Source organism: Shewanella sp. 5S214 (genome assembly GCF_041439795.1).
Taxonomy (GTDB): domain Bacteria; phylum Pseudomonadota; class Gammaproteobacteria; order Enterobacterales; family Shewanellaceae; genus Shewanella; species Shewanella vesiculosa.
Window position 1 is genome coordinate 1 of record NZ_JBGOOV010000044.1, and the last position, 23,997, is coordinate 23,997.

Consider the following 23,997-nt stretch of genomic DNA (forward strand, 5'->3'; position numbering starts at 1 on the left):
TAGCGACTTTAGTGAACACTAAAAAAGGAAGCTTAGGCTTCCTTTTTTATTTTTAAAATTTAATAATCAATGCTGGCATTCGTTCATAGAATGTGTAAAATGCGCCGCAGTTGATTGTAAAAAGACTTTTGAAGACTATTTACACAATGGGCTTGATCTTAGAAAGAAGATCTGTATAATTGCCCACTCGCTGACAAGTGTAGCGTAAATTATAATGTTTAACCAAATAGGTTACTCATTTTCACAGCGACTCCGATTGGGAGTCGAACGGTTAAATCATCTCGCTCTGCTTTTCCATTAGGAAGAAGCTAGAGGGTGATTTTTTATATGTCCATTTTAGGAGCTCTGGTCAATGCAGAACCAAAGAATCCGTATCCGCTTGAAAGGCTTTGATCATCGTTTAATTGATCAGTCTACAGCGGAAATCGTTGAAACTGCTAAGCGTACAGGCGCGCAGGTTCGTGGTCCAATTCCACTACCTACTCGCAAAGAGCGTTATACCGTTTTGATCTCTCCGCACGTTAATAAAGATGCTCGTGATCAGTACGAAATTCGTACCCACAAGCGTTTAGTTGACATCGTAGAGCCAACAGAAAAGACTGTAGACGCGTTAATGCGTTTAGATCTTGCGGCTGGTGTCGACGTTCAGATTAGCTTAGGTTAATTGAGATCCTTAGAAGAGGTTTGAGAGATGGCTATCGGTCTTATTGGTCGTAAAGTGGGTATGACTCGCATCTTCACTGAAGATGGTACGTCAATCCCTGTAACAGTAATCGAGATTGCAGGCAACCGTGTTACTCAAGTGAAAACTTTAGAAACTGACGGTTACCGTGCACTTCAAGTGACTACTGGTACCAAAAAAGCCAATCGCATCACTAAAGCAGAAGCAGGTCACTTTGCCAAGGGCGGCGTAGAAGCCGGTCGTGGTTTGTGGGAAATGCGTTTAGCAGATGGTGAAGGCGAAGGCATTGAAGTTGGTGCTGAAATTAATGTTGATATTTTCGCTGAGACAGTGAAAGTAGACGTTACTGGTCAATCTAAAGGTAAAGGCTTCCAAGGCGGTGTTAAGCGTTGGAATTTCCGTACTCAAGATATGACACATGGTAACTCTTTGGCACACCGTTCGAATGGTTCTATCGGTCAGAACCAAACGCCTGGTCGTGTATTCAAAGGCAAGAAAATGTCAGGCCATATGGGTGCTGAGCAAGTAACAACTCAAAATCTACACGTAGTACGTGTTGATGCAGAGCGTAACTTGTTGTTAGTACGCGGCGCAGTTCCAGGCGCTACCAATGGTGACTTGATTATCAAGCCAGCAGTTAAAGCTTAAGGTCTGAGGAGATAGTAATGGAATTGGTATTGAAAGACGCCCAGAGCGCTCTTGAAGTTTCCGAAACTACCTTCGGCCGTGACTTTAACGAGGCATTGGTTCATCAGGTAGTTGTAGCATATGCTGCAAACGCGCGTCAGGGCACTCGTGCTCAAAAGACTCGTGCGGAAGTAACTGGCTCAGGCAAAAAGCCTTGGCGCCAGAAAGGCACAGGCCGCGCTCGTGCCGGTAGTGTTAAAGGCCCAATCTGGCGTGGCGGTGGCGTAACATTCGCTGCTAAAACACAAGATCACAGCCAAAAAGTTAACAAGAAGATGTACCGTGGTGCTCTAAAGAGCATTTTCTCTGAATTGGTACGTCAAGAGCGTTTAGTTGTTGTTGAATCGTTTGGTGTTGAAGCTCCTAAAACTAAAGAGCTGAAAGCTAAATTGAAAGCAATGAACTTAGAAGACGTTCTAATTGTTACTGCAGAAGTTGATGAGAATTTATTCTTAGCAGCTCGCAACTTATACAAAGTTGACGTGCGTGACGTAGCGGGTCTTGACCCAGTTAGTCTAATCGCATTCAACACTGTTCTTGTTACTGCTGATGCAGTGAAGCAAATCGAGGAGATGCTAGCATGATCCGCGAAGAACGTTTGCTAAAAGTTATTCTTGGTCCACATATCTCTGAAAAGAGTACTGTGCTTGCTGAGAAAAACAACACTGTAGTTTTCCGCGTAGCCATCGATGCAACTAAAGCAGAGATTAAAGCTGCAGTAGCGAAGCTATTTGAAGTTGAAGTTGATTCTGTTCGCACTTTAGTTAATAAAGGCAAAACCAAGCGTACCGGTGGCCGTGTAGGTCGTCGTATCGATTGGAAAAAAGCTTATGTTACTTTAGCTGCTGGTGCTGAAATCGATTTCGTCGGCGGCGCTGAATAAGCAAAGGAGAATTATCATGGCAGTTATTAAGTGTAAGCCAACCTCTCCAGGTCGTCGCCACGTAGTTAAAGTGGTGAATACGGACCTGCATAAGGGTAAACCTTTTGCTGGCCTGTTGGCGAAAAAATCTAAAAGTGGTGGCCGTAATAATACTGGCCGTATCACTGTACGCCACGTAGGTGGTGGACATAAGCAGCACTATCGTATTGTTGACTTTAAACGCAACAAAGATGGTATCCCTGCGAAAGTTGAACGTCTTGAATACGATCCAAACCGTACAGCGCACATTGCGTTAGTACTGTATGCAGATGGTGAGCGTCGTTATATTCTTGCTGCAAAAGGCATGAAAGCTGGCGACCCAATCCAATCTGGCTTGGATGCAGAAATCAAGACTGGTAACGCTAGACCGTTACGCAACATTCCAGTAGGTAGTGTTGTACACGCTGTCGAAATGAAGCCTGGTAAAGGCGCTCAAATCGCACGTTCAGCTGGTGCTTATGTACAAGTTGTTGCTCGTGATGGTGCTTATGCAACTCTACGTCTTCGCTCTGGCGAAATGCGTAAAGTTCCAGTAGATTGCCGCGCGACATTTGGTGAAGTTGGTAATGCCGAACACATGCTACGCCAGTTAGGTAAAGCAGGTGCTAAGCGCTGGAGAGGCATACGCCCTACAGTTCGCGGTGTTGCAATGAACCCAGTAGACCATCCACATGGTGGTGGTGAAGGCCGTACTTCTGGTGGACGTCATCCAGTGAGTCCATGGGGTGTGCCGACTAAGGGTTATAAAACTCGTAGCAACAAGCGCACTGATAAGTACATCGTACGTCGTCGTAATAAATAGTAAGAGGATTCGCCATGCCACGTTCTCTCAAGAAAGGTCCCTTCATTGACCTGCACTTGCTGAAGAAGGTAGAGAAAGCGATGGAAGCGGGAGACAAAAAGCCAATTAAGACTTGGTCTCGTCGCTCAATGATCATCCCTAATATGATTGGGTTGACCATCGCTGTCCATAATGGTCGTCAGCACGTACCTGTGTTCGTAACTGACGAAATGATCGGCCACAAGCTTGGTGAATTTTCACCAACTCGCACTTATCGCGGCCATGCTGCAGATAAGAAAGCGAAGAAGCGTTAATACGGGAGGAATAAGATGGAAGTTTTAGCTAAACATCGTTTTGCTCGTACGTCTGCGCAGAAGGCCCGTCTAGTTGCTGATCAAATTCGCGGATTGCCTGTTTCTAAGGCGCTCGAGATTTTGACATTCAGCCCCAAGAAAGCCGCCGTACTAGTAAAAAAAGTACTTGACTCAGCTATCGCAAACGCCGAACACAACGAAGGTGCTGACATTGATGAGCTTAAAGTTGGAGCCGTCTTCGTAGATGAAGGCCCAACAATGAAGCGTATCATGCCACGTGCTAAAGGCCGCGCTGATCGTATCATGAAGCGTACCAGCCACATTACTGTGGTTGTAGCAGATCGCTAGGAGAAGAGAGCAATGGGACAGAAAGTACATCCTAATGGTATCCGTCTGGGTATCACTAAGCCTTGGATCTCTACCTGGTACGCAGATAAGTCAGACTATGCAAATAATCTGAACAGCGACTGGGAAGTGCGTCAATATTTAACTGAAAAGTTAAAAGCCGCATCAGTATCTAAGATTGTCATTGAACGCCCAGCGAAAAGCATCCGCGTTACCATTCACACTGCCCGTCCAGGTATTGTGATTGGTAAGAAAGGTGAAGACGTTGAAGTATTACGTGCACATGTGTCTAAAATCACTGGCACTACTGCTCAAATCAACATCGCTGAGATCCGTAAGCCTGAATTAGACGCTAAGCTCGTTGCTGACTCTATTGCTCAGCAGTTAGAGCGTCGTGTTATGTTCCGTCGTGCTATGAAGCGCGCAGTTCAAAACGCAATGCGCATTGGTGCTCAAGGTATCAAAGTTCAAGTGAGCGGCCGTTTAGGCGGCGCAGAAATCGCGCGTGCAGAATGGTATCGTGAAGGTCGTGTACCTTTGCATACTTTGCGTGCTGATATCGACTATTCAACCGCAGAAAGTCACACGCAGTATGGTGTGATTGGTATTAAAGTTTGGATCTTCAAAGGCGAAGTTCTAGATGGTTTAATTCCAGCTATTGAAGAGCCGAAGCAGCAACCTAAGCGTAAGCCTCGTGGTAAATAGGAGAAACTTTTATGCTGCAACCTAAACGTATGAAGTTTCGCAAGATGTTCAAGGGCCGCAACCGCGGTCTAGCGAACGGTACTGAAGTTAGCTTTGGTACTTTCGGTTTGAAAGCAGTCGGCCGTGGCCGTTTAACTGCACGTCAAATTGAATCTGCACGTCGTGCCATGACACGTCATGTTAAACGTCAAGGACAAATTTGGATTCGAGTTTTCCCTGACAAGCCAATTACCTCTAAGCCTCTTGAAGTGCGTATGGGTAAAGGTAAAGGTAACGTTGAATACTGGGTATGTCAGATTCAACCTGGTAAGGTTCTTTATGAGATGGGTGGTGTTCCTGAATCGTTGGCTCGTGAAGCCTTCGCTTTAGCTTCTGCTAAACTTCCTCTGAAGACTACCTTCGTAACTAAGACGGTGATGTAATGAAAGCGAGCGAACTAAGAGAAAAGAGCGTTGAAGAACTTAACGCTGAATTACTTGGTCTGCTGCGTGAGCAGTTTAACCTGCGTATGCAACACGCTACTGGTCAGTTGACTCAAACGAATCAGTTGAAACTAGTGCGTCGTAACATTGCACGTGTTAAGACCATTATTACTTCTAAGGCAGGTGCGTAATGTCTGATAAAATCCGTACTTTGCAAGGTAAAGTAATTAGCAACAAAATGGACAAGTCTATTACTGTTGCTATTGAGCGCCAAGTGAAACATCCTATTTATGGGAAGTACATTAAGCGTACTACTAAGATCCATGCACATGACGAAACTAATCAGTGTAATGAAGGCGATTTCGTGGCTATTAGCCAGTGCCGCCCTCTATCTAAGACTAAGTCTTGGACACTAGCTGAAGTAGTAACAAAAGCCTAATTTTTATTAGGTTAACGTAAACGGCTCCAGCATTTGGGGCCGTTTGTATTTTTTGCTATGCATTCCAAAAATGTGTGTTATACTTGCGCGCCAATTTTGAGTAAATTATTGCTTGATTTTGGTTCAAAATATACTCCCATAGTGGGATTGTGTAGTAACGATAGCGGAGCACTTGAAATGATCCAAATGCAATCGACTCTAGACGTCGCATGTAACAGCGGCGCACGCAGAGTTCAGTGTATTAAGGTCTTGGGTGGCTCTCATCGTCGTTATGCCGGTATCGGCGACATTATCAAAGTTTCTGTTAAAGAAGCGATTCCTCGCGCTAAAGCGAAGAAAGGTGATGTATATAACGCGGTGGTAGTCCGTACTAAGAAAGGCGTACGTCGTCCAGACGGTTCTGTCATTCGCTTCGATCGGAATGCAGCGGTATTGCTTAACGCAAACCTTGCACCGATTGGTACTCGTATCTTTGGCCCAGTGACACGTGAATTGCGTAATGATAAATTCATGAAAATTGTCTCGCTGGCACCAGAAGTACTGTAAGGAGCTTCAAATGGCAGCTAAAATCCGTCGTGAAGACGAAGTAATTATATTAGCAGGTAAAGACAAGGGTAGCCGCGGTAAGGTTTCTCAAGTTCTACCTACTGGTAAGTTAATTGTTGAAGGCCTCAATCTTGTTAAAAAGCACCAGAAACCTAACCCTCAATTGGGTGTGACTGGCGGCGTTATCGAGAAAGAAGCACCGATTCAAACATCAAACGTTGCGATCTTTAACCAAGCCACAGGCAAGGCAGATCGTGTTGGTTTCCGATTTGAAAACGGCCAAAAAGTCCGTTTCTTTAAGTCGAACAGCGAACTCGTTAAGTAATTTGGAGTAAACGATGGCGAAACTGCATGATAAATATCAAGAGACTGTAGTCGCTGAACTAGCTAAAAAGTTCGGTTACAGCAGTGTCATGCAAGTCCCTCGGATTGAAAAAATCACCCTAAACATGGGTGTGGGCGAAGCTGTTGCAGATAAGAAAGTTATGGAGCATGCGCTCCGTGACATGACTGCAATCGCTGGCCAGAAACCAATTGTAACTGTTGCTCGTAAATCAGTTGCTGGTTTTAAAATCCGTGAAGGCTACCCTATTGGCTGTAAAGTGACCCTACGCGGTGAGCGTATGTGGGAATTTTTAGAGCGTTTAGTTGACATTGCAATACCACGTATTCGTGATTTCCGTGGCTTAAGCGCAAAAGCGTTTGACGGTCGTGGTAACTACGCAATGGGCGTGCGTGAGCAGATCATCTTCCCAGAAATCGATTATGATAAAATCGATAAAATTCGTGGTATGGATATTGTTATCACTACTACTGCGAAGAATGATGAAGAAGGTCGTGCTTTGTTAGACGCTTTTAACTTCCCATTCAAGAAATAAGGGTAGCATAATGGCAAAAACATCTATGAAAGCACGTGAAGCAAAACGTGCGCAGCTCGTAGCTAAATATGCTGAAAAGCGTTTAGCACTTAAGGCTATAATCAGCAGCCCTGCAACTTCTGAAGAAGATCGTTGGGATGCCGTACTTAAGTTACAAGCTCTACCACGTGATTCTAGCGCTGCGCGTCAACGCAACCGCTGTAATCAAACTGGTCGCCCACATGGTTTCCTACGTAAATTCGGCTTAAGCCGTATTAAATTACGTGAAGCAACCATGCGTGGTGAAGTTCCTGGTCTGCGTAAGGCCAGCTGGTAAGCACTTGTCACGGAGTAAGCTAATATGAGCATGCAAGATCCTATTGCGGATATGTTAACCCGTATTCGTAACGGCCAAGCTGCTAACCACGTATCTGTTAAGATGCCTTCAGCTAAGTTAAAAGTAGCAATTGCGAAATTACTTAAAGATGAAGGTTTCATTACTGAATACGCCGTAGCAGATGAAGCTAAGCCTGAATTAGAAATTACATTAAAGTACTTTCAAGGCAAACCAGTCGTTGAGACTATCCAGCGTGTAAGTCGCCCTGGTCTTCGTATTTACAAAGGTAAAGACGAGTTACCAAAGGTGATGGGCGGTCTGGGTATCGCAATTGTGTCCACTTCTAAAGGCTTGATGACTGATCGCGCCGCCCGCCAAAATGGCACGGGTGGCGAGGTTATCTGCTACGTAGCGTAAGGAGCTAGAAATGTCTCGTGTTGCAAAAGCACCAGTCACTGTTCCTGCTGGCGTAGAGGTGACTTTAAACGAACAGACCTTAACTGTTAAAGGCAGTAAAGGAAGTCTGACTCGAGTAATCAACAATGCGGTAAATGTTGTTATCGAAGATGCAGAAGTAAAGTTCCTACCTGTCGAAGGCGTTGCTAACGCTTGGGCTCAGGCTGGTACTGCACGTGCACTAGTAAACAATATGGTTGTTGGTGTATCTCAAGGTTTTGTGAAAAAACTTAAACTAGTTGGTGTAGGTTACCGTGCAAAGATTGCTGGTAGTGACTTAGATTTAACATTAGGTTTCTCACATCCATTAGTACACAAACTGCCCGCAGGCGTTACTGCAGAGTGTCCTAGCCAAACTGAAATCGTGCTTTCGGGCGTCGATAAACAAGAAGTTGGTCAGGTTGCTGCTGTCATTCGCGGATACCGTCCACCAGAGCCTTACAAAGGCAAGGGTGTTCGTTATGACGACGAAGTAGTACGCCGTAAAGAGGCTAAGAAGAAGTAGGTAACGCGATATGGATAAGAAAACATCTCGCTTACGTCGCGCGTTACGTGCACGTAAGAAGATCCAAGAGCTGGGCGTGAATCGTCTGGTTGTACATCGTACACCGCGTCACATTTATGCTCAGGTGATTAATCCTGAAGCTCAGGTGTTGGCAGTTGCTTCAACCGTTGAAAAAGCGGTTAAAGAGCTACTAAAGAGTACCGGTAACGTTGATGCGGCTAAAGCAGTAGGTAAAATTGTTGCTGAGCGTGCGATCGAGAAGGGCGTAGCAACAGTTGCGTTCGACCGTTCTGGTTTCAAGTATCATGGTCGTGTAGCTGCACTAGCAGATGCCGCTCGTGAAGCTGGCCTGAAGTTCTAAGGGGTTATAAAAATGGCTAAATTAGAAGCTCAGCAAAAAGACGATCTGCAAGAGAAATTGATTGCAGTTAATCGTGTTTCTAAAGTAGTTAAAGGCGGTCGTATCTTTAGCTTCACTGCACTAACAGTTGTGGGTGATGGTAATGGTAAGATCGGCTATGGCTATGGTAAAGCGCGTGAAGTTCCAGCTGCTATTCAAAAAGCAATGGAAAAAGCCCGTCGAAATATGGTAACCGTGGAGTTGAATGCAGGTACTTTGCATCACCCAGTTAAAGGTCGCCATACTGGTTCTAAAGTTTATATGCAACCAGCATCACAGGGTACCGGTATTATTGCCGGAGGCGCAATGCGTGCCGTATTGGAAGTAGCAGGCGTTCATAACGTTCTGTCAAAAGCATACGGTTCTACTAACCCGATCAACATCGTTCGCGCAACTGTCGATGCGTTGGTGCACATGAAGTCACCAGCTCAAATCGCAGCAAAACGTGGCCTGAATGTTGATGAAATTCGGGGGTAATGCACCATGGCTACTAAAACTTTAAAAGTCACACAGACTAAAAGCAGCATTGGTCGTTTACCAAAACACCGTGCAACCTTAACCGGTTTAGGCCTACGCCGCATTAATCACACTGTTGAAGTTGAAGATACACCTTCAGTTCGCGGTATGATTAACAAGGTGTACTACATGGTTTCGGTGGAGGAATTAGGATAATGCGTCTAAATACTCTATCTCCAGCAGCAGGTTCTAAATCTGCTCCTAAGCGTGTAGGCCGTGGTATCGGTTCAGGTTTAGGTAAAACAGCGGGTCGTGGCCATAAAGGTCAGAAGTCTCGTTCAGGCGGCGGTGTTCGCGTCGGTTTCGAGGGTGGTCAAATGCCACTTAAGATTCGTTTACCTAAGTTTGGCTTTACTTCGCGTCGCGCTTTGGTTACAGCTGAAGTTCGTGTACTCGAACTAGCAAAAGTTAACGGTGATGTTGTCGATTTGAATGCACTGAAAGATGCGAACGTTATTACTCGCAACATCCAGTTTGCGAAAATCGTTCTTTCAGGTACCATTGACCGCCCAGTGACTGTAAAAGGTCTCAAGGTAACTAAAGGTGCTCGTGCAGCTATTGAAGCTGCCGGTGGCAAGATCGAGGAATAATACGTCGATGGCAAAACCAGGACTTGATTTAAAAAGCGCGAAAGGCGGTTTATCTGAATTGAAAACTCGTCTTCTGTTCGTGATTGGTGCGATTATCGTCTTTAGAGCCGGTTCGTTTGTGCCAATTCCTGGTATTGACGCAGCTGTATTGGCAGAGCTTTTTGCTCAGCAAAAAGATACCATCCTTGGCATGTTTAACATGTTCTCGGGTGGTGCTTTAGAGCGTGCTTCTATCTTCGCATTAGGTATCATGCCTTATATTTCGGCATCGATTATTATGCAGTTATTGACTGTTGTGCATCCTGCACTCGCTGAATTGAAAAAAGAAGGCGAATCAGGACGTAAGAAAATCAGTCAATATACTAGATATGGCACACTCGTGTTGGGTACTTTGCAATCTGTCGGTATTGCAACAGGGTTACCAAATCTGATGCCTGGTCTTGTGGCCAATCCCGGATTTGGTTTTTACTTTGTTGCAGTTGTGAGCTTAGTTACAGGAACTATGTTCCTAATGTGGTTAGGTGAGCAAATTACCGAACGTGGTATTGGTAATGGTATCTCGATATTAATTTTCGCAGGTATTGTTGCTGGTCTACCATCGGCCATCGGCTCAACGGCTGAGCAGGCGCGTCAAGGTGACATGAATGTATTAGTACTACTGTTGCTCGCAGTTATCGTATTTGCTGTAACCTATTTAGTAGTGTTTGTGGAACGTGGTCAACGTCGTATCGTCGTTAACTACGCTAAGCGTCAACAAGGCCGTAAGGTCTTCGCAGCGCAAAGCACCCACTTACCTTTAAAAATAAATATGGCAGGTGTGATTCCACCAATTTTTGCTTCCAGCATTATTTTGTTTCCAGGCACACTGGCTCAGTGGTTTGGTCAAAATGAGTCCATGTCATGGTTAAGCGATTTCGCTTTAGCTGTGTCACCTGGACAACCGCTGTATTCATTATTGTATGCGACAGCAATCATCTTTTTCTGTTTCTTCTATACTGCGTTGGTTTTTAATCCTCGCGAAACAGCGGATAATTTGAAAAAGAGTGGTGCATTCATTCCTGGGATCCGTCCCGGAGAACAGACTTCGCGTTACATTGATAAAGTAATGACACGTTTAACCCTAGCGGGTGCGTTATACATTACCTTTATCTGCTTAATTCCGGAGTTCATGTTAATTGCGTGGAAAGTACAGTTCTATTTTGGCGGTACTTCACTACTAATTATTGTAGTCGTAATCATGGACTTCATGGCTCAGGTTCAGACCCATATGATGTCTCATCAGTATGAGTCTGTGATGAAGAAAGCTAATCTCGTTAACAAAGCAAACTTAGATCGCTTTGGAAAATAAGATTGCTTTTACGGAGTGATGAAATGAAAGTTCGAGCTTCCGTGAAGAAGATCTGCCGTAATTGCAAGATCGTCAAGCGTAGTGGTGTTGTACGTGTGATTTGTGTTGAACCAAAACACAAACAACGTCAAGGCTAAGAAAGAAGTTTGGTCAGCTCAATAATGGGCTGACCAAAATATTGTTTGCAAATCTGTCGTCTGTCGAGTATCCTTTCGGGCTTTTCGCAGATGGCCTTTAACTTTAAGGAGTGCATAGTGGCCCGTATCGCTGGCATTAACATTCCTGATCAAAAGCATACAGTCATTGCTTTGACTGCTATTTTTGGTATTGGACGTACACGCGCTAGAGCAATCTGCGCATCTACTTCAATTGCTGAAGATGCTAAGATCAAGGAATTGAGCGAAGCTCAAATAGATATCCTACGCGAAGAAGTCGCCAAATACACTGTAGAAGGTGACTTGCGTCGTGAGATTTCAATGAACATCAAGCGTCTTATGGATCTTGGTTGTTATCGTGGTCTCCGCCATCGTCGTAGCCTGCCCCTTCGTGGGCAACGTACTAAGACCAATGCGCGCACGCGTAAAGGTCCACGTAAGCCAATCAGAAAGTAACGGGAAGGTAAACCAAAATGGCTAAAGTTCCGTCACGTTCTCCGCGTAAGCGCGTACGTAAACAGGTTGCAGATGGCATGGCTCATATCCATGCGTCTTTCAACAACACAATTGTCACCATTACAGATCGTCAAGGTAATGCGTTGTCATGGGCTACCTCAGGTGGTTCTGGTTTCCGTGGTTCACGTAAATCAACACCATTCGCTGCACAGGTTGCTGCTGAGCGTGCAGGTATTGCTGCTCAAGACTACGGTGTTAAAAACCTTGAAGTTTTCGTGAAGGGTCCTGGTCCAGGTCGTGAATCAGCCATTCGTGCGCTGAACGCTGTTGGTTATAAAATTACTAACATTACCGATGTGACACCTATCCCTCATAATGGCTGTCGTCCACCTAAAAAACGTCGTGTATAACACTGCGTTTATAGGATAGTTGGAGAAAGATCATGGCAAGATACTTGGGTCCCAAGCTCAAGCTCAGCCGCAGAGAAGGTACAGACCTTTTCCTAAAAAGCGGTGTGAGAGCAATCGATTCGAAGTGTAAGCTAGAAACTGCACCTGGACAACATGGCGCACGTAAGCCACGTTTGTCTGAGTATGGTATTCAGTTACGCGAGAAACAAAAAGTTCGTCGTATTTATGGTGTGCTAGAAAAGCAATTCCGTAACTACTACAAAGAAGCTGCACGTCTAAAAGGCAACACTGGTGAAAACTTGTTGCAACTTTTAGAAGTCCGCCTAGATAACGTCGTTTATCGTATGGGTTTCGGTTCTACTCGTGCAGAATCACGTCAGCTAGTAAGCCATAAATCTGTTATGGTTAACGGTCGTGTTGTTAACATTCCGTCATTCAAAGTGTCTGCGAATGATGTTGTAAGCATCCGTGAAAAGTCACGTACTCAAGCTCGTATTAAAGCGGCTTTAGAAGTGTCTGGACAACGCGAAAAGCCTACATGGGTAGAAGTCGACAATGCGAAAATGGAAGGTGCTTTTAAGCGCGTTCCAGAACGTAGCGATTTGTCTGCGGATATTAACGAACAGCTGATCGTCGAGCTTTACTCTAAGTAAAGCTAACAAACAAGAGAGGACACAATGCAGGGTTCTGTTACAGAATTTCTTAAACCGCGTCTCGTTGATATTGAGCAGGTTAATTCAACTCGCGCCAAAGTTACACTAGAGCCACTAGAACGTGGTTTTGGCCATACCTTAGGTAACGCGTTGCGTCGCATCCTATTGTCGTCTATGCCTGGCTGTGCAGTTACTGAAGTCGAAATTGACGGAGTATTGCATGAATACAGCAGTAAGGAAGGCGTACAAGAAGATATCCTTGAGATATTGCTTAATCTTAAAGGATTAGCAGTGACCATCGAGGGTAAAGACGAGGCTTTGCTTACATTAAGCAAGTCCGGCACAGGCCCTGTTACAGCAGCAGATATCACGCATGATGGTGATGTTACCATCGTGAATCCTGATCATGTTATCTGTCACTTGACTGGTAACAATGATATCAGCATGCGTATCCGCGTTGAGCGTGGTCGTGGTTATGTGCCTGCTTCGGCTCGTGCACAAACTGAAGACGATGATCGCCCAATTGGTCGTTTGCTGGTTGATGCTTCTTTTTCACCTGTAGCTCGCATTGCTTATAATGTTGAAGCTGCTCGTGTTGAACAGCGTACTGACTTAGACAAACTTGTGATAGATATGACCACAAACGGTACTATCGATCCTGAGGAAGCCATTCGTCGTTCTGCAACTATTTTAGCTGAACAGCTAGATGCGTTTGTTGAACTACGTGATGTGACTGAGCAGGCTGTTGTAGAAGAGAAACCGGAGTTCGATCCGATTTTGCTGCGTCCTGTCGACGATTTAGAGCTAACTGTACGTTCGGCTAACTGTTTAAAAGCCGAAGCGATTCATTACATCGGAGATCTGGTACAACGCACTGAAGTTGAGTTGCTTAAGACCCCTAACTTAGGTAAGAAATCTCTTACTGAAATTAAGGATGTTTTAGCGTCTCGCGGACTGTCGTTAGGTATGCGTCTAGAAAACTGGCCACCGGCTAGTTTAGCTGACGACCTATAAGTCTCAGGTTAGTACAGATTTAGGTTATAAGGATTAGGTCATGCGCCATCGTAAGAGTGGTCGTCAACTAAACCGCAACAGCAGTCATCGCCAAGCTATGTTCCGTAACATGGCTTGTTCAATAGTTCGTCATGAGATTATCAAGACAACTGTTGCTAAAGCGAAAGAACTGCGTCGCGTTGTTGAACCTCTAATAACACTTGCTAAAGTTGACAGCGTTGCAAATCGCCGTTTAGCTTTCGCTCGTACCCGCGACGCTGAAGTTGTAGGTAAGTTATTTACTGAATTGGGTCCACGCTTCCAGGAACGTCCTGGTGGTTACACTCGTATTCTAAAGTGCGGTCTACGTACCGGTGATAAAGCCCCAATGGCTTACATCGAATTAGTAGGTCGTCCTGAAGCTGCTGAAGCTGTTGAAGTCGAAGCTGCTGAGTAATTAGTTACTCATCGAAAAAACCGAGCCTAGGCTCGGTTTTTTTTACTTTTTTTTTGCCTGATTTTATTTTCCAATACTTGCTAGAGTTTGGTTACAAGTTTAAGATTCTCAGTAATTCACGTTGTTCATTTTTTAAAATCATCTCTTTAGTCTTTTGCTACGACACTTCTGCATTCAATACTTCCTGCGATTTAGTGGCATACACCTACTAAGTTTATATCTTGTTTGGTGTATGGGTACCTGAGCAATCAGAGAGTCATATTCCATTCTGTTATGACATAATCAAGGCGCGGTAACTTCACCCTGATATCTGTGAGAAATTCGTTTTGTTTTACGCTTTTTATTGATTTATCTCTCGATGTTATTAGTTCAGCTTCATTAAAATGATTAATGATTACTGATTACTGATTACTGATTACTGATTACTGATTACTGATTTACTGGTATCTGTCAGTTAGTCTTTATTGTGGTCTAGGTTTTGTTTTCTCCTAAACAGTTAACCCATAATGTTGCCTAATTTTGGTTGCTTTTGACGTTGGTATTTTCAGAAAATTTCTAGGGTTTTAAGAAGCCTAATATTGATTATCAGTCTTAACCGACTTTGATTTGATCTAGTCTATTCAAGCAATAAAACCCATTAATGACAAAGATTGTTGAATCAGCACAAATTGCTTTAACCAATGTGTTGTAAACCTAAGACACAACCGTGTTAGTGATTAATAGAGAAGTTGCAGAACTTGCTTGGCGATAAGCTGGTTGTGGCTGTGTAGGCTTTGGGAAGCATCTTATTACAGCTAGTGAAGTTGGCATTAATGGAGGATCAAGTTTTGTTTGCGATTATGCCTCAATATAGCCCTATCTAATGTGCTGTGTTGAGTATAACCGCCACACCCTAGAGAAATTTAAAGCCTTTAAGCTACTCCCTAGTTTACTAGAGTTTCATTGTCGCGAAAGTAGATATTCTTGCTTCGGAGCACAAACGAGTTAAACATGGAAATCTTACCTACCACTTGAGATTGATTTACTTTTGAATTTGATTGTTTCTGTATCTACATAGTGTGTAAGCATAAAAAAAGCCTCCGAAGAGGCTTTTTTATTGCAGTTAAAGGTTATTTGTCTTCAAGCGCTTTTTGACTATAAGTCGGCTTTTCATGCTTTTGTCCCATAGCTTCAGCTACTTCTGGTGGCATATAGTTTTCATCATGCTTGGCAAGCACTTCCGTTGCCGCTAATTTTCCTGATTCTACTAATACACCTTGTGCGACGATCCCTTGACCTTCTCTAAACAAATCAGGTAACAAGTCATCATAAGTTACAACGACACTTCCGCCTGCTGAATCATGTACAGCAAACTCTACATATAAGCTGTCAGGATCTCGATTCATTGAGCCCATTGTAACCATACCGCCTACTCGGATTCGTTGTCCGACTTCAGGCAACACACCTGTGTCGTTTTTGCCGTGAGTAATTTCATATGGAGTATAGAATAAATTCAAATTTGAATTTAGTGCGTATAGCAATAATGAAGTAACGGCTGCAACGCCTGCAATTAATGTCACGGCGAGCGTTAATCTCTTTTTACGTCTTGGATTCACGGTTATTACCTCTTGTGTCTTTCAGGCGTTGTTCACGCGTTATCTTTTTAGCTATTTCAATTAGCACTTTACGCTTTTGTCTAATGCTTAGGGTGATCAATGTTGCCAAGCAGCCAATTGTTACACCATAGGATAACCAAACGTAAAATGCATAACCGCCCATATCTAAAAAATCTTTGAATGAATCAAATTGCATTATTTTGCCTCCTCTGCGGTTGCTAAGTCTCTCACCCAAGGGCGCATACCATTTCGAGCAAGAATTTCTGTTCTATAACGGACGAGGGTAATGGCACCAATCATCATACCAAAACCAACAATGTTTATTAGCAGAGGGTATAGCATATCTGTCGACATGGTAGACTTCTCTGTTATTCTGATGGTCGACGGTTGATGCAAGCTGCTCCACCAATCGACAGAGTATTTAATAATTGGAATATTAATTACGCCGACAATAGCGAGGATACCAGACGCTCTAGCCGCGAGGACTTTGTCTTCAAATGATGCATACAGTGAGATCACGCCTAAGTATAAAAATAATAATACCAATTCAGATGTAAGGCGCGCATCCCATACCCACCAAGCACCCCACATAGGTTTACCCCATGCAGCCCCTGTAAATAATGCAATAAAGGTGATCACAGCGCCTATCGGTGCAATTGCTGCTGCAGCCCAATCAGCCGATTTTATTTGCCAGACTAAACCTATGAATGAAGCAATTGCCATACCCATGTAAGCAGCCATAGACATTGATGCTGCAGGTACATGGATAAAGATGATACGGTAGCTATCACCTTGTTGATAATCGGTTGGGGCAAATAATAATCCCCAAATACTGCCAGTACCGACCATTAATATTGCAAGAATGCTAAACCATGGCAACAAGGTGCCAGACAATTTATATGCCCGTTCAGGGTCTGCGTAAGAATGAAGCCATTTCCACATTAGTTTGTACTCACTCGTAAAGAGGCGCCAATTGCGAAAGGTGCCAAGATTAAAGAACCGACCAACATAGCTGCAAGTATCGCAAGTTGACCATCGTAAGCCATGTTAAGTCCCGCAGCATCAATTGCACTGGTGGCAAAAATGAGTACGGGTATATATAAAGGTAAAATCAGTAAGCTTAGTAGCACTCCACCTTTTCGAAGCCCTACTGTAAGTGCTACACCTATTGCCCCAAGGAGCGACAATATTGGTGTGCCCAATGCTAATGTCAACATTAAGGCACCATAACTATTGCTCTCTAAATGTAATAGTACGGCCAGTAGTGGTGCGACTAAAATCAGTGGTACACCGGTTAGAATCCAATGTGCAAGTACCTTAGCTAATACCATCAATGCTAATGGTTGTGGACTCAGTAGCATTTGTTCTAGGCTACCGTCGTTAAAGTCTGCTTTAAATAAGCGCTCCAACGACAGCATTGATGCTAGTAAGGCCGCAACCCATATAATTCCTGGAGCTACTCTAGTCAGCACCTGAGATTCTGGTCCAATTCCTAGAGGGAAAAGAGTCACCACTAGGATAAAAAATAATAATGGGTTAAAAATATCTCCGCGATGACGAATTGCAATTCTTAAATCACGTTGTAGTAGCGTCATGAATGCTGCGGTGTAGCTGATTCCTCGTTTCATTCAAATACCTTATACAAAGCGATAGTCGAGAGTGATTTTGCGAAGCATAGCATTACTAATAATGCTCATATCCTGATGTGTTGTTAGTATCACACATCCACCCGACTCGGCATGTTGAATAAAAAGTTGTTCTAGTTCTTCTACACCTTTTTTATCAATTGCAGTAAAAGGCTCATCAAGGATCCATATTTTACAATTGCTGTATTGTAATCTTGCCAATGCTGTTCGTCGATGTTGCCCTGCTGATAAATGACCCGCAAGCGCCTCTTCAAAACCGGTTAAATTGACTTTGGCCAAAATAGCAGTGGTATCAAAACCATCATAGCCACTGATTCTTAAATTGAAGTTAAGATTTTCTTCTGCAGTGAGCTCACTTTTGACCCCTGCTAAGTGCCCTAGGTACAAGAGGTCATGGTTAAATTCATCCCTGCATCTATTGATGTTTTCACCATAATATTCAACATCTCCTGCATAGGGGCGTGACAAACCTGCAATTATTCGTAATAGACTGGTTTTACCTGCACCATTAGGACCCTCAATTTGGACAATATCACCCGCATTGATATTAAAACTCAGTTCGTCAAATAAAATCCGATCTTCACGAATACAGGTTAATTCGTTGGCACTTAATAGTACTTGTGATTGGTTTGATATGGTCACTTATCCCTCTTATTATGCGTGAGGATGAATTCGAAAAGATATTAACACAAACACTTTTACCGGTTTAGCTTTGTCATGATTAAGTGCTAGCAATTTGATATGGTTCCAAAAAAGAAGATATAGTTTGAACTTTTTTAATGATTGCTAATATATTACCTGAACTACACAGATTGTCTCGATTTAGAGCCTAAGCTGAGATTGTTATCACAAAAAGATGAGTTTTTTTGCTACTTGTAGTAATCTAGCCATTGCTAAAAATGAGTCTGCCTTCTAAATCAAAGGGCAGCGCTAAGCTTGGTATATTTGCAATTAGGAACGATGAATATGAAAAAATTGTTAGTAATGACTGCAGCAGCTGCATTAACTTTGTCTGCAAATGTATTTGCTCAAGAAGGTGAAGCTATTTATAACAAAGCGTGTCAAGTATGTCACAGCATGGGTGTGGCTGGTGCGCCTAAAGTTCATGATACTGCGGCATGGGAACCACGCCTAGCAAAAGGTTTAGATGCCTTAGTGGGTTCGGTTAAGTCTGGTTTAAACGCTATGCCACCAGGTGGCATGTGTACTGACTGTACCGATGATGATTACAAAAACGCAATTCAGTTTATGTCTAAGTAATTTTCAACTAGATCCAAAAACCGGCTTTAATAGCCGGTTTTTTTATGGGTAAATATCGGTAATGTTAAGCTATAACCTTACTGATGCTGCCATTGTTATTGCACTAAGGTATCGAGTGTTAATGTTGCATTATCGCCCACCTTGAGCGTTTTTATCGTGCCCTTTAAGTCACCAGACTGTGGTTTAACACTGCCATTTTTTGACAATACTGCAATGATTTCGACTTCCTGAACTGAACTCAGTTTCACATCCCCCCCCATTGACGTACTGTCATCTAGAGTGATCGTTACCGGTAAGTTACTTGCACTAATTTTAGTCGCCGCCAGCGGCACTTTAGGGCCTTGAGTTGCCCGAGCAAAAATAAACACTGTATCTGAATCAGATACTTTATCAGCTAACTCCGGTGCAATAGTTACTTCAATTTCGACGGTTTTTGCATTACTCGTCACTGCTGACTTTGGTGTTGCATCACCAGACATTGCACCTGATGCTTCATTAAGGCGCATATTCGCTGACTCAATGGCATTCATTAATGCTGTTTTGTCGACATCATTTCGATCGCTGTCTAGGATCATTTGCCAAGCATCGATAGCCTTCTGGTAGTTCGCAGTAAAGAACGCATCCATACCAACGAGAAGCAGTGTTGAGGGATCTTGTGGATCTAATGCTAAAGATTGCTCAATGATGGCTTGAATAGCCGGTGTCATCTGCTGATTCGCTTTATAGTAAAGTGCAGTAGCTTTAGGCCCAAGAAGTTCAGCTTGCGTACCGACTAATTGCATGACTTTATCGAATGCGGCAACGGCTTTATCATATTGGTTAGCAGATATATAAGCATGTCCAAGACTAAACCACGCCTGACTATCCTCTGGCTGTGCTTCCACTTTAGCTTCCATCATCTGTACGCGTTGCGACATGATTTGTGCTGTGTCCATACCTTGATGTGGATTGCTTGCTTGGGGAGGATTCGCTAATTCTTGATAAGCACCGAGGTGTTGATATAAGTAACCTGAAATGGCCAATATGCACAGGGTCATAAAAGCAGGCCATAAGGCGCTCTTTGATTTCATTTCTACGTCAAGAGAATCGTCACCTTTTTGGCTCATGTCTTGAAGTAGATTTATCTCTAGTTCTTTTTTTAATGCCTCAAATTCGACTTGGTCTAATAGATCGTCATTCAATTCCTTTTCAAGAATGGTTATACGTTCGGCAAAAAGTTCAAGGTTAGTTTGTCTACGAACACCAGACTCTTCAGCTCGCAATAGCTTTTGTTGACGAAAATGTGGAACCCAAATCATGATTAGGCCAATAAGTACGACAAGCGCAATAAATATCCAAAATGTGGTCATTGTTTCAATATTCACTTTTAGGTTAACAGAGAAAGCGGCTATACCGCAGTGCTTGGAATCTTGATTATACGGAAAGATTATTAATTGAATAGTAATATAAGGAAGATATGAATCCAAATCCTGAGAGTTGCGTACTGGTTCACAGATTGAATTGTTTGTCTTACTAATAGCGAAACTTTGTTAAGGTAATTGTGTCAGACAGGTTGTCATAAATTTTCGTTTTGATTGAATAGATGCTCATAATGAGACTAGTGACCCAATTTTGTACGAAAATGGCAGACAGAAGCCATCGCAAGTTCTAAAATGCGTTAAAATTCGTTTAAGCTAATGTGCGTATATTAGTTTCACCGCATTAAATAGTGCTACCGTGATTTGTCTGTTTCAGATCCGCTAATTTTTTAGACTAAGGAATACCCATGATTCCAGAACTTGGACATTTCTCGCTAATTCTCGGTTTGGCTTTTGCCTTACTGCTAGCTAGCGTGCCGTTATATGGTTCCGCCCGTAAAGACCAGTATCTCGTTCGTTATGCCTGGCCACTAACATACGGAATGTTTTTTTTCATCAGTCTTTCGGTTATTGCGTTAGGATATAGTTTCGCTGTCGATGATTTCTCTGTGGCTTATGTCGCACATCATTCTAATTCTCAACTTCCAATATTCTTTAAAATTGCGGCAGTGTGGGGCGGGCATGAAGGGTCACTATTATTCTGGGTATTTGCATTGTCTGTATGGACCGCATCGGTAGCCTTATTTAGTAAGGGATTAGAAGAAGTCTTTACTGCAAGGGTGCTATCAGTATTAGCGATGATTGTTGTCGGTTTCAGTTTATTTATGATCCTAACATCAAGTCCATTTGAACGGATCTTCCCTATCCCGCTAGAAGGTCGAGATTTAAACCCAATGTTGCAAGATGTGGGCTTAATCTTCCATCCGCCAATGTTGTATTTGGGGTATGTTGGTTTCTCGGTCTGTTTTGCTTTTGCTATTGCGGCTTTAATGAGTGGCAGGCTTGACTCCGCTTGGGCTCGTTGGAGTCGTCCTTGGACATTAGCGGCATGGATATTTTTAACCGGTGGTATTTCATTAGGTTCTTGGTGGGCATATTACGAATTAGGTTGGGGCGGTTGGTGGTTCTGGGACCCAGTTGAAAACGCATCATTTATGCCTTGGTTAGTGGGTACCGCTTTAGTGCACTCATTAATTGTGACCGAAAAGCGTGGCGCATTCCGTAACTGGACCGTACTACTGTCTATTTTTGCTTTCTCTTTAAGTTTACTCGGTACCTTTATAGTACGTTCAGGCGTACTTACTTCGGTGCATTCTTTTGCAGCAGATCCAAGCCGTGGTTTGTTTATCTTGTTGTTGCTAGGTATTGCCATTGGTGGTTCATTAACTTTGTTTGCCTTCCGTGCAAGCGAAATGAGTAGCCCAGCTCGATTTGAGCTTAAATCGAAAGAAACCATGTTGTTAATTTGTAATGTGCTTCTGACAGTTTCAGCTGGTACTGTTTTATTGGGTACCTTGTATCCTTTACTCATTGACGCTCTAGGCATGGGTAAGATTTCTGTTGGTCCTCCATATTTTAATGCGGTATTTGTACCTATCGTGTTAGTGCTATTTGGCTTTATGGGAATTGGTCCAATTATTCGCTGGAAAAAATCTAAAGCCGGTGAAATTAAAAGACAGTTACTCATTCCAGCTATTATTGCTTTAGTTGTTGGGGTAGCGGCGCCATTTGTTGCTGGTGGTCAGTTTAATGCTTGGGTAATGTGCGGTGTCGCCGCGACAACATGGATCATGCTATCAACTTTCCGTGCCGCTTATAATATGGTGAGCAATAAAGAGGGTGGCATCAGTCTTAACCGAATCGGGCGTAGTCAGCTCGGCATGCTCTTTGCTCACTTTGGCATCGCGGTATCGGTAATGGGGGCAACAATTGTCTCTAATTATTCGATCGAGAAAAGCGTACGCATGGGACCTGGAATAAGCCAAGAACTAGCAGGTTATACATTTAAGTATTTAGAAACTAAAAATGTCGTCGGTCCTAACTATACTGCGCAACAAGGTCAAATTGAGATTTATAAAGATGATGAATTTATCACTTTATTAAAACCTGACCGTCGTCAGTACAATGTGCGCACTATGGATATGACTGAAGCGGGTATTGATTGGGGCTTGTTCCGTGACTTATATGTCACTATGGGCGACCCAATTAATTTAACTGAGTTTGCTGTGCGTCTTAACTACAAGCCGTTTGTACGTTGGTTGTGGTTTGGTTCGATCTTTATGATGATTGGTGGCTTCTTAGCAGCATCAGATAAACGTTATCGTGTGAAGCAAGTTGCTACAGAAGAAGCAGTAAAAGCAAAATTAGCGACAGCTTAATTAACTCGGAGACATTATGAAGAAGTTTGTACTGTTTATACCTTTGGTTATATTTTTAGGTATGGGCGTGTTTTTATACCAAGGATTATTTCTCAATCCTAAAGTGCTCGATTCTGCATTAGAAGGAAAGCCTGTCCCGGCTTTCCAGCTCGAGCGTTTGGAAGTACCTAGTGAAGTCTTGACTGAGAAAGATTTGCCCGCAAAAGTATTGATGTTGAACTTTTGGGCGACTTGGTGTCCAGCATGTAAATATGAACATCCTTATTTAATGATGTTATCTAAGCGTAATTTGTTACCTATATACGGTATCAACTATCGTGACGAACGAGCATTAGCTGTCAAAGAGTTAACGACTCAAGGCGATCCATACACGGTTAATATCTATGATAAGGATGGTCGCTTGGGCCTCGACCTTGGGGTTTATGGCGCACCAGAAACCTTCATTGTTGATCATAACGGTATTATTCGTTATCGCTATGCTGGTCCCATTGACCAAACGGTTTGGACACAAACCTTGTATCCGATGATCCAGCAATTACAAGCTGAAGCAAAACTTGATGGGGCATCGTAATGAAATGTATATTTAAAATGATGTTGGTTTGTACTAGTTTACTTTTTTCTCTGAACGTATTGGCTACTCCAGTCGATACCTATGAGTTTAAATCAGTAGATAATCAGCAAAGGGCCTTGTCACTCGCACATCAGTTGCGTTGTCCTCAGTGTCAGAATCAAAACTTAGTCGATTCAAATTCTCCTGTTGCGCAAGATTTACGTCTTGAAGTCTATAAAATGGTAGATAATGGCAAGTCAGACTCAGACATCATCGAATTTATGACTAGTCGCTACGGTGACTTTGTTTTGTATAATCCTAAGTTAGACTCGAAAACCTATCTTTTATGGCTTGGTCCATTCGGGTTACTTATTTTGGGACTGTTTATTGGCTTTATCTTTGTGCGAAAACAACGGATCCAAGCAACAGAATCCACAACTTTGTCGGCAGAGCAGCAAGCCGAATTAGATGCGTTATTAAATCGTAATAAAGCGGCTAAATAACAGATTGGAGTATTAACTTTGAAACAGTGGTTTGCGTTTATCTTCACTAGCTTCTTTCTTATGGGTATTGCAAGTGGTGTTAATGCATATCCCGGCATGCAAGCTGCGGCTGAGCAAACCACTGATTCAACGCTTGAGCGAATCAATATATTGCCGCAGCCATTCCCGGTAGCGCTAGTCGATTTTAGCGATATCGTTGGTGAGCCGGTTAACTTTGACCAATATAAGGGCAAAGTCGTCGTTATTAATCTTTGGGCTACTTGGTGCCCACCTTGTGTCAGAGAACTTCCAGCACTCAATCGATTAGATCAAACTCTAGATGCTGCACATTTTGCACTATTACCTATTTCGATTGATGCTGAAGCCGTGGCTATTGTGCAACCATTTTTAGAATCTCTTGGTTTACCCACATTTAACTCGTATTTTGATCCGCAACAACGACTACGTGATGTTTTCCCGCTGGATACCATTCCTGCGACATTTATCTTAAATGAACAAGGTGAGCTGGTGGCTTATGTGCGTTCTTATGTCGATTGGGATGATAAAAATGTCATTAGCTTCCTTGAACAGTTTCGTAAAGGCACTAAAAAAGTACAATAAACAGTCATAATATGACTTAAAATACGAAAAAGGATCGCTTTTGGTGAAAAGATCGCCAAGCGATCCTTTTTTGTTTAAAAAGGCCTTGCACTAAATCTTAAGCTGCCTATAATGCGCATCCACTGACACGG

39 protein-coding genes are annotated in these 23,997 nt (G+C 43.1%); 33 read left to right on the forward strand and 6 right to left on the reverse strand.

All coding sequences use genetic code 11. The features are described 5' to 3' along the window. Window positions 1-352 precede the first annotated feature (352 nt). The 28 genes from rpsJ (at window position 353) to rplQ (ending at window position 13,976) form a co-directional block, all read left to right on the forward strand. Entirely contained in the window at window positions 353-664 is a 312-nt protein-coding gene (gene rpsJ, locus ACED29_RS19980; RefSeq protein ID WP_011635639.1) for a 30S ribosomal protein S10, read from the forward strand. Between the two features lie 27 nt (window positions 665-691). Next, window positions 692-1,330, forward strand: coding sequence for a 50S ribosomal protein L3 (gene rplC, locus ACED29_RS19985; RefSeq protein ID WP_101033710.1), 639 nt, complete (start codon window positions 692-694; stop codon window positions 1,328-1,330). Between the two features lie 17 nt (window positions 1,331-1,347). Further along, complete coding sequence (gene rplD / locus ACED29_RS19990) at window positions 1,348-1,953, forward strand: 50S ribosomal protein L4 (RefSeq protein WP_011635641.1); 606 nt, start codon at window positions 1,348-1,350, stop codon at window positions 1,951-1,953. After that, window positions 1,950-2,252 carry a 50S ribosomal protein L23 gene (gene rplW / locus ACED29_RS19995; protein WP_011635642.1) on the forward strand — a complete coding sequence of 101 codons (303 nt, stop codon included), beginning with the start codon at window positions 1,950-1,952 and terminating at the stop codon, window positions 2,250-2,252. Before rplD ends, rplW begins: the two co-directional genes overlap by 4 nt. A gap of 16 nt (window positions 2,253-2,268) precedes the next feature. After that, window positions 2,269-3,093 (forward strand): 50S ribosomal protein L2, encoded by an 825-nt coding sequence (gene rplB / locus ACED29_RS20000; protein ID WP_124017691.1) that lies wholly within the window; start codon window positions 2,269-2,271, stop codon window positions 3,091-3,093. 14 nt (window positions 3,094-3,107) lie between these two features. Next, window positions 3,108-3,386: a 30S ribosomal protein S19 gene (gene rpsS / locus ACED29_RS20005; RefSeq protein ID WP_006083596.1), complete on the forward strand. Its 279-nt coding sequence runs from the start codon at window positions 3,108-3,110 to the stop codon at window positions 3,384-3,386. A gap of 15 nt (window positions 3,387-3,401) precedes the next feature. Continuing rightward, window positions 3,402-3,734: a 50S ribosomal protein L22 gene (gene rplV, locus ACED29_RS20010; RefSeq protein ID WP_011635644.1), complete on the forward strand. Its 333-nt coding sequence runs from the start codon at window positions 3,402-3,404 to the stop codon at window positions 3,732-3,734. A 12-nt stretch (window positions 3,735-3,746) separates the two neighbouring features. Then, window positions 3,747-4,436 carry a 30S ribosomal protein S3 gene (gene rpsC / locus ACED29_RS20015; protein ID WP_124017690.1) on the forward strand — a complete coding sequence of 230 codons (690 nt, stop codon included), beginning with the start codon at window positions 3,747-3,749 and terminating at the stop codon, window positions 4,434-4,436. Window positions 4,437-4,447: 11 nt separating this feature from the next. Beyond that, the gene (gene rplP, locus ACED29_RS20020; RefSeq protein WP_124017689.1) at window positions 4,448-4,858 is read left to right on the forward strand and encodes a 50S ribosomal protein L16; all 411 of its coding nucleotides are present in this window, start codon (window positions 4,448-4,450) and stop codon (window positions 4,856-4,858) included. Beyond that, window positions 4,858-5,049, forward strand: coding sequence for a 50S ribosomal protein L29 (gene rpmC / locus ACED29_RS20025; RefSeq protein ID WP_006083592.1), 192 nt, complete (start codon window positions 4,858-4,860; stop codon window positions 5,047-5,049). Before rplP ends, rpmC begins: the two co-directional genes overlap by 1 nt. Continuing rightward, window positions 5,049-5,297: a 30S ribosomal protein S17 gene (gene rpsQ / locus ACED29_RS20030; RefSeq protein ID WP_124017688.1), complete on the forward strand. Its 249-nt coding sequence runs from the start codon at window positions 5,049-5,051 to the stop codon at window positions 5,295-5,297. The genes rpmC and rpsQ overlap by 1 nt, the downstream gene beginning before the upstream one ends. Window positions 5,298-5,474: 177 nt before the next feature. Beyond that, the gene (rplN, locus tag ACED29_RS20035; protein WP_011635649.1) at window positions 5,475-5,843 is read left to right on the forward strand and encodes a 50S ribosomal protein L14; all 369 of its coding nucleotides are present in this window, start codon (window positions 5,475-5,477) and stop codon (window positions 5,841-5,843) included. A gap of 10 nt (window positions 5,844-5,853) precedes the next feature. Beyond that, window positions 5,854-6,168: a 50S ribosomal protein L24 gene (gene rplX / locus ACED29_RS20040; protein WP_124017687.1), complete on the forward strand. Its 315-nt coding sequence runs from the start codon at window positions 5,854-5,856 to the stop codon at window positions 6,166-6,168. Window positions 6,169-6,181: 13 nt separating this feature from the next. Next, a complete protein-coding gene (gene rplE / locus ACED29_RS20045) occupies window positions 6,182-6,721 on the forward strand; it encodes a 50S ribosomal protein L5 (protein ID WP_011635651.1) in 540 nt (179 codons plus the stop codon). A gap of 10 nt (window positions 6,722-6,731) precedes the next feature. Further along, window positions 6,732-7,037, forward strand: coding sequence for a 30S ribosomal protein S14 (rpsN, locus tag ACED29_RS20050; protein ID WP_011635652.1), 306 nt, complete (start codon window positions 6,732-6,734; stop codon window positions 7,035-7,037). Between the two features lie 24 nt (window positions 7,038-7,061). Continuing rightward, the gene (gene rpsH, locus ACED29_RS20055) at window positions 7,062-7,454 is read left to right on the forward strand and encodes a 30S ribosomal protein S8 (protein WP_124017686.1); all 393 of its coding nucleotides are present in this window, start codon (window positions 7,062-7,064) and stop codon (window positions 7,452-7,454) included. Between the two features lie 10 nt (window positions 7,455-7,464). Next, window positions 7,465-7,998: a 50S ribosomal protein L6 gene (gene rplF / locus ACED29_RS20060; protein ID WP_124017685.1), complete on the forward strand. Its 534-nt coding sequence runs from the start codon at window positions 7,465-7,467 to the stop codon at window positions 7,996-7,998. Window positions 7,999-8,008: 10 nt separating this feature from the next. Then, window positions 8,009-8,359: a 50S ribosomal protein L18 gene (gene rplR / locus ACED29_RS20065; RefSeq protein ID WP_011635655.1), complete on the forward strand. Its 351-nt coding sequence runs from the start codon at window positions 8,009-8,011 to the stop codon at window positions 8,357-8,359. 12 nt (window positions 8,360-8,371) lie between these two features. Then, window positions 8,372-8,875: a 30S ribosomal protein S5 gene (gene rpsE / locus ACED29_RS20070; protein WP_011494651.1), complete on the forward strand. Its 504-nt coding sequence runs from the start codon at window positions 8,372-8,374 to the stop codon at window positions 8,873-8,875. Between the two features lie 6 nt (window positions 8,876-8,881). Then, the gene (rpmD, locus tag ACED29_RS20075; RefSeq protein ID WP_011635656.1) at window positions 8,882-9,070 is read left to right on the forward strand and encodes a 50S ribosomal protein L30; all 189 of its coding nucleotides are present in this window, start codon (window positions 8,882-8,884) and stop codon (window positions 9,068-9,070) included. Next, the gene (rplO, locus tag ACED29_RS20080; protein WP_124017684.1) at window positions 9,070-9,504 is read left to right on the forward strand and encodes a 50S ribosomal protein L15; all 435 of its coding nucleotides are present in this window, start codon (window positions 9,070-9,072) and stop codon (window positions 9,502-9,504) included. Before rpmD ends, rplO begins: the two co-directional genes overlap by 1 nt. A gap of 7 nt (window positions 9,505-9,511) precedes the next feature. After that, window positions 9,512-10,852 (forward strand): preprotein translocase subunit SecY, encoded by a 1,341-nt coding sequence (gene secY, locus ACED29_RS20085; protein ID WP_101084805.1) that lies wholly within the window; start codon window positions 9,512-9,514, stop codon window positions 10,850-10,852. A 23-nt stretch (window positions 10,853-10,875) separates the two neighbouring features. Then, window positions 10,876-10,989, forward strand: a complete 114-nt coding sequence (rpmJ, locus tag ACED29_RS20090; RefSeq protein ID WP_006083579.1) for a 50S ribosomal protein L36 — start codon at window positions 10,876-10,878, stop codon at window positions 10,987-10,989. Between the two features lie 117 nt (window positions 10,990-11,106). After that, window positions 11,107-11,463 (forward strand): 30S ribosomal protein S13, encoded by a 357-nt coding sequence (gene rpsM / locus ACED29_RS20095; RefSeq protein WP_011635660.1) that lies wholly within the window; start codon window positions 11,107-11,109, stop codon window positions 11,461-11,463. A gap of 17 nt (window positions 11,464-11,480) precedes the next feature. Beyond that, on the forward strand, window positions 11,481-11,873 hold the full coding sequence (gene rpsK, locus ACED29_RS20100) for a 30S ribosomal protein S11 (protein ID WP_011635661.1): 393 nt from the start codon (window positions 11,481-11,483) through the stop codon (window positions 11,871-11,873). 32 nt (window positions 11,874-11,905) lie between these two features. Further along, entirely contained in the window at window positions 11,906-12,526 is a 621-nt protein-coding gene (rpsD, locus tag ACED29_RS20105) for a 30S ribosomal protein S4 (protein ID WP_124017683.1), read from the forward strand. 24 nt (window positions 12,527-12,550) lie between these two features. Further along, a complete protein-coding gene (rpoA, locus tag ACED29_RS20110; protein ID WP_011635663.1) occupies window positions 12,551-13,540 on the forward strand; it encodes a DNA-directed RNA polymerase subunit alpha in 990 nt (329 codons plus the stop codon). Between the two features lie 40 nt (window positions 13,541-13,580). Beyond that, window positions 13,581-13,976, forward strand: coding sequence for a 50S ribosomal protein L17 (rplQ, locus tag ACED29_RS20115; protein ID WP_011635664.1), 396 nt, complete (start codon window positions 13,581-13,583; stop codon window positions 13,974-13,976). A gap of 1,109 nt (window positions 13,977-15,085) precedes the next feature. Here the strand turns inward: rplQ and ccmE are convergent. From ccmE to ccmA, 5 genes are read right to left on the reverse strand one after another with little or no spacing between them, the layout of a single operon-like run. Next, on the reverse strand, window positions 15,086-15,571 hold the full coding sequence (ccmE, locus tag ACED29_RS20120; RefSeq protein WP_124017681.1) for a cytochrome c maturation protein CcmE: 486 nt from the start codon (window positions 15,569-15,571) through the stop codon (window positions 15,086-15,088). Next, window positions 15,555-15,767: a heme exporter protein CcmD gene (gene ccmD, locus ACED29_RS20125; RefSeq protein ID WP_371698559.1), complete on the reverse strand. Its 213-nt coding sequence runs from the start codon at window positions 15,765-15,767 to the stop codon at window positions 15,555-15,557. The genes ccmE and ccmD overlap by 17 nt, the downstream gene beginning before the upstream one ends. Beyond that, window positions 15,767-16,513, reverse strand: coding sequence for a heme ABC transporter permease (locus tag ACED29_RS20130; RefSeq protein WP_124017679.1), 747 nt, complete (start codon window positions 16,511-16,513; stop codon window positions 15,767-15,769). The genes ccmD and ACED29_RS20130 overlap by 1 nt, the downstream gene beginning before the upstream one ends. After that, entirely contained in the window at window positions 16,513-17,199 is a 687-nt protein-coding gene (ccmB, locus tag ACED29_RS20135) for a heme exporter protein CcmB (protein ID WP_124017678.1), read from the reverse strand. The genes ACED29_RS20130 and ccmB overlap by 1 nt, the downstream gene beginning before the upstream one ends. A 9-nt stretch (window positions 17,200-17,208) precedes the next feature. Further along, entirely contained in the window at window positions 17,209-17,859 is a 651-nt protein-coding gene (gene ccmA / locus ACED29_RS20140) for a cytochrome c biogenesis heme-transporting ATPase CcmA (RefSeq protein ID WP_371698561.1), read from the reverse strand. A gap of 324 nt (window positions 17,860-18,183) precedes the next feature. Here ccmA and ACED29_RS20145 point away from each other — a divergent pair, with 324 nt between their 5' ends. After that, entirely contained in the window at window positions 18,184-18,477 is a 294-nt protein-coding gene (locus ACED29_RS20145; protein ID WP_124017676.1) for a cytochrome c5 family protein, read from the forward strand. Between the two features lie 95 nt (window positions 18,478-18,572). Here the strand turns inward: ACED29_RS20145 and ccmI are convergent, their stop codons facing one another. After that, on the reverse strand, window positions 18,573-19,826 hold the full coding sequence (gene ccmI, locus ACED29_RS20150) for a c-type cytochrome biogenesis protein CcmI (protein WP_273060073.1): 1,254 nt from the start codon (window positions 19,824-19,826) through the stop codon (window positions 18,573-18,575). Between the two features lie 416 nt (window positions 19,827-20,242). On the opposite strand from ccmI, the gene ACED29_RS20155 reads away from it, so the two are divergent. From ACED29_RS20155 to ACED29_RS20170, 4 genes are read left to right on the forward strand one after another with little or no spacing between them, the layout of a single operon-like run. Beyond that, window positions 20,243-22,213, forward strand: a complete 1,971-nt coding sequence (locus tag ACED29_RS20155; protein ID WP_124017674.1) for a heme lyase CcmF/NrfE family subunit — start codon at window positions 20,243-20,245, stop codon at window positions 22,211-22,213. A gap of 16 nt (window positions 22,214-22,229) precedes the next feature. Continuing rightward, entirely contained in the window at window positions 22,230-22,784 is a 555-nt protein-coding gene (locus tag ACED29_RS20160) for a DsbE family thiol:disulfide interchange protein (protein WP_124017673.1), read from the forward strand. Beyond that, entirely contained in the window at window positions 22,784-23,266 is a 483-nt protein-coding gene (gene nrfF, locus ACED29_RS20165) for a heme lyase NrfEFG subunit NrfF (RefSeq protein WP_371698563.1), read from the forward strand. The genes ACED29_RS20160 and nrfF overlap by 1 nt, the downstream gene beginning before the upstream one ends. Window positions 23,267-23,326: 60 nt before the next feature. Further along, window positions 23,327-23,866: a TlpA disulfide reductase family protein gene (locus ACED29_RS20170; RefSeq protein WP_124017786.1), complete on the forward strand. Its 540-nt coding sequence runs from the start codon at window positions 23,327-23,329 to the stop codon at window positions 23,864-23,866. The last annotated feature ends 131 nt before the right edge of the window (window positions 23,867-23,997 follow it).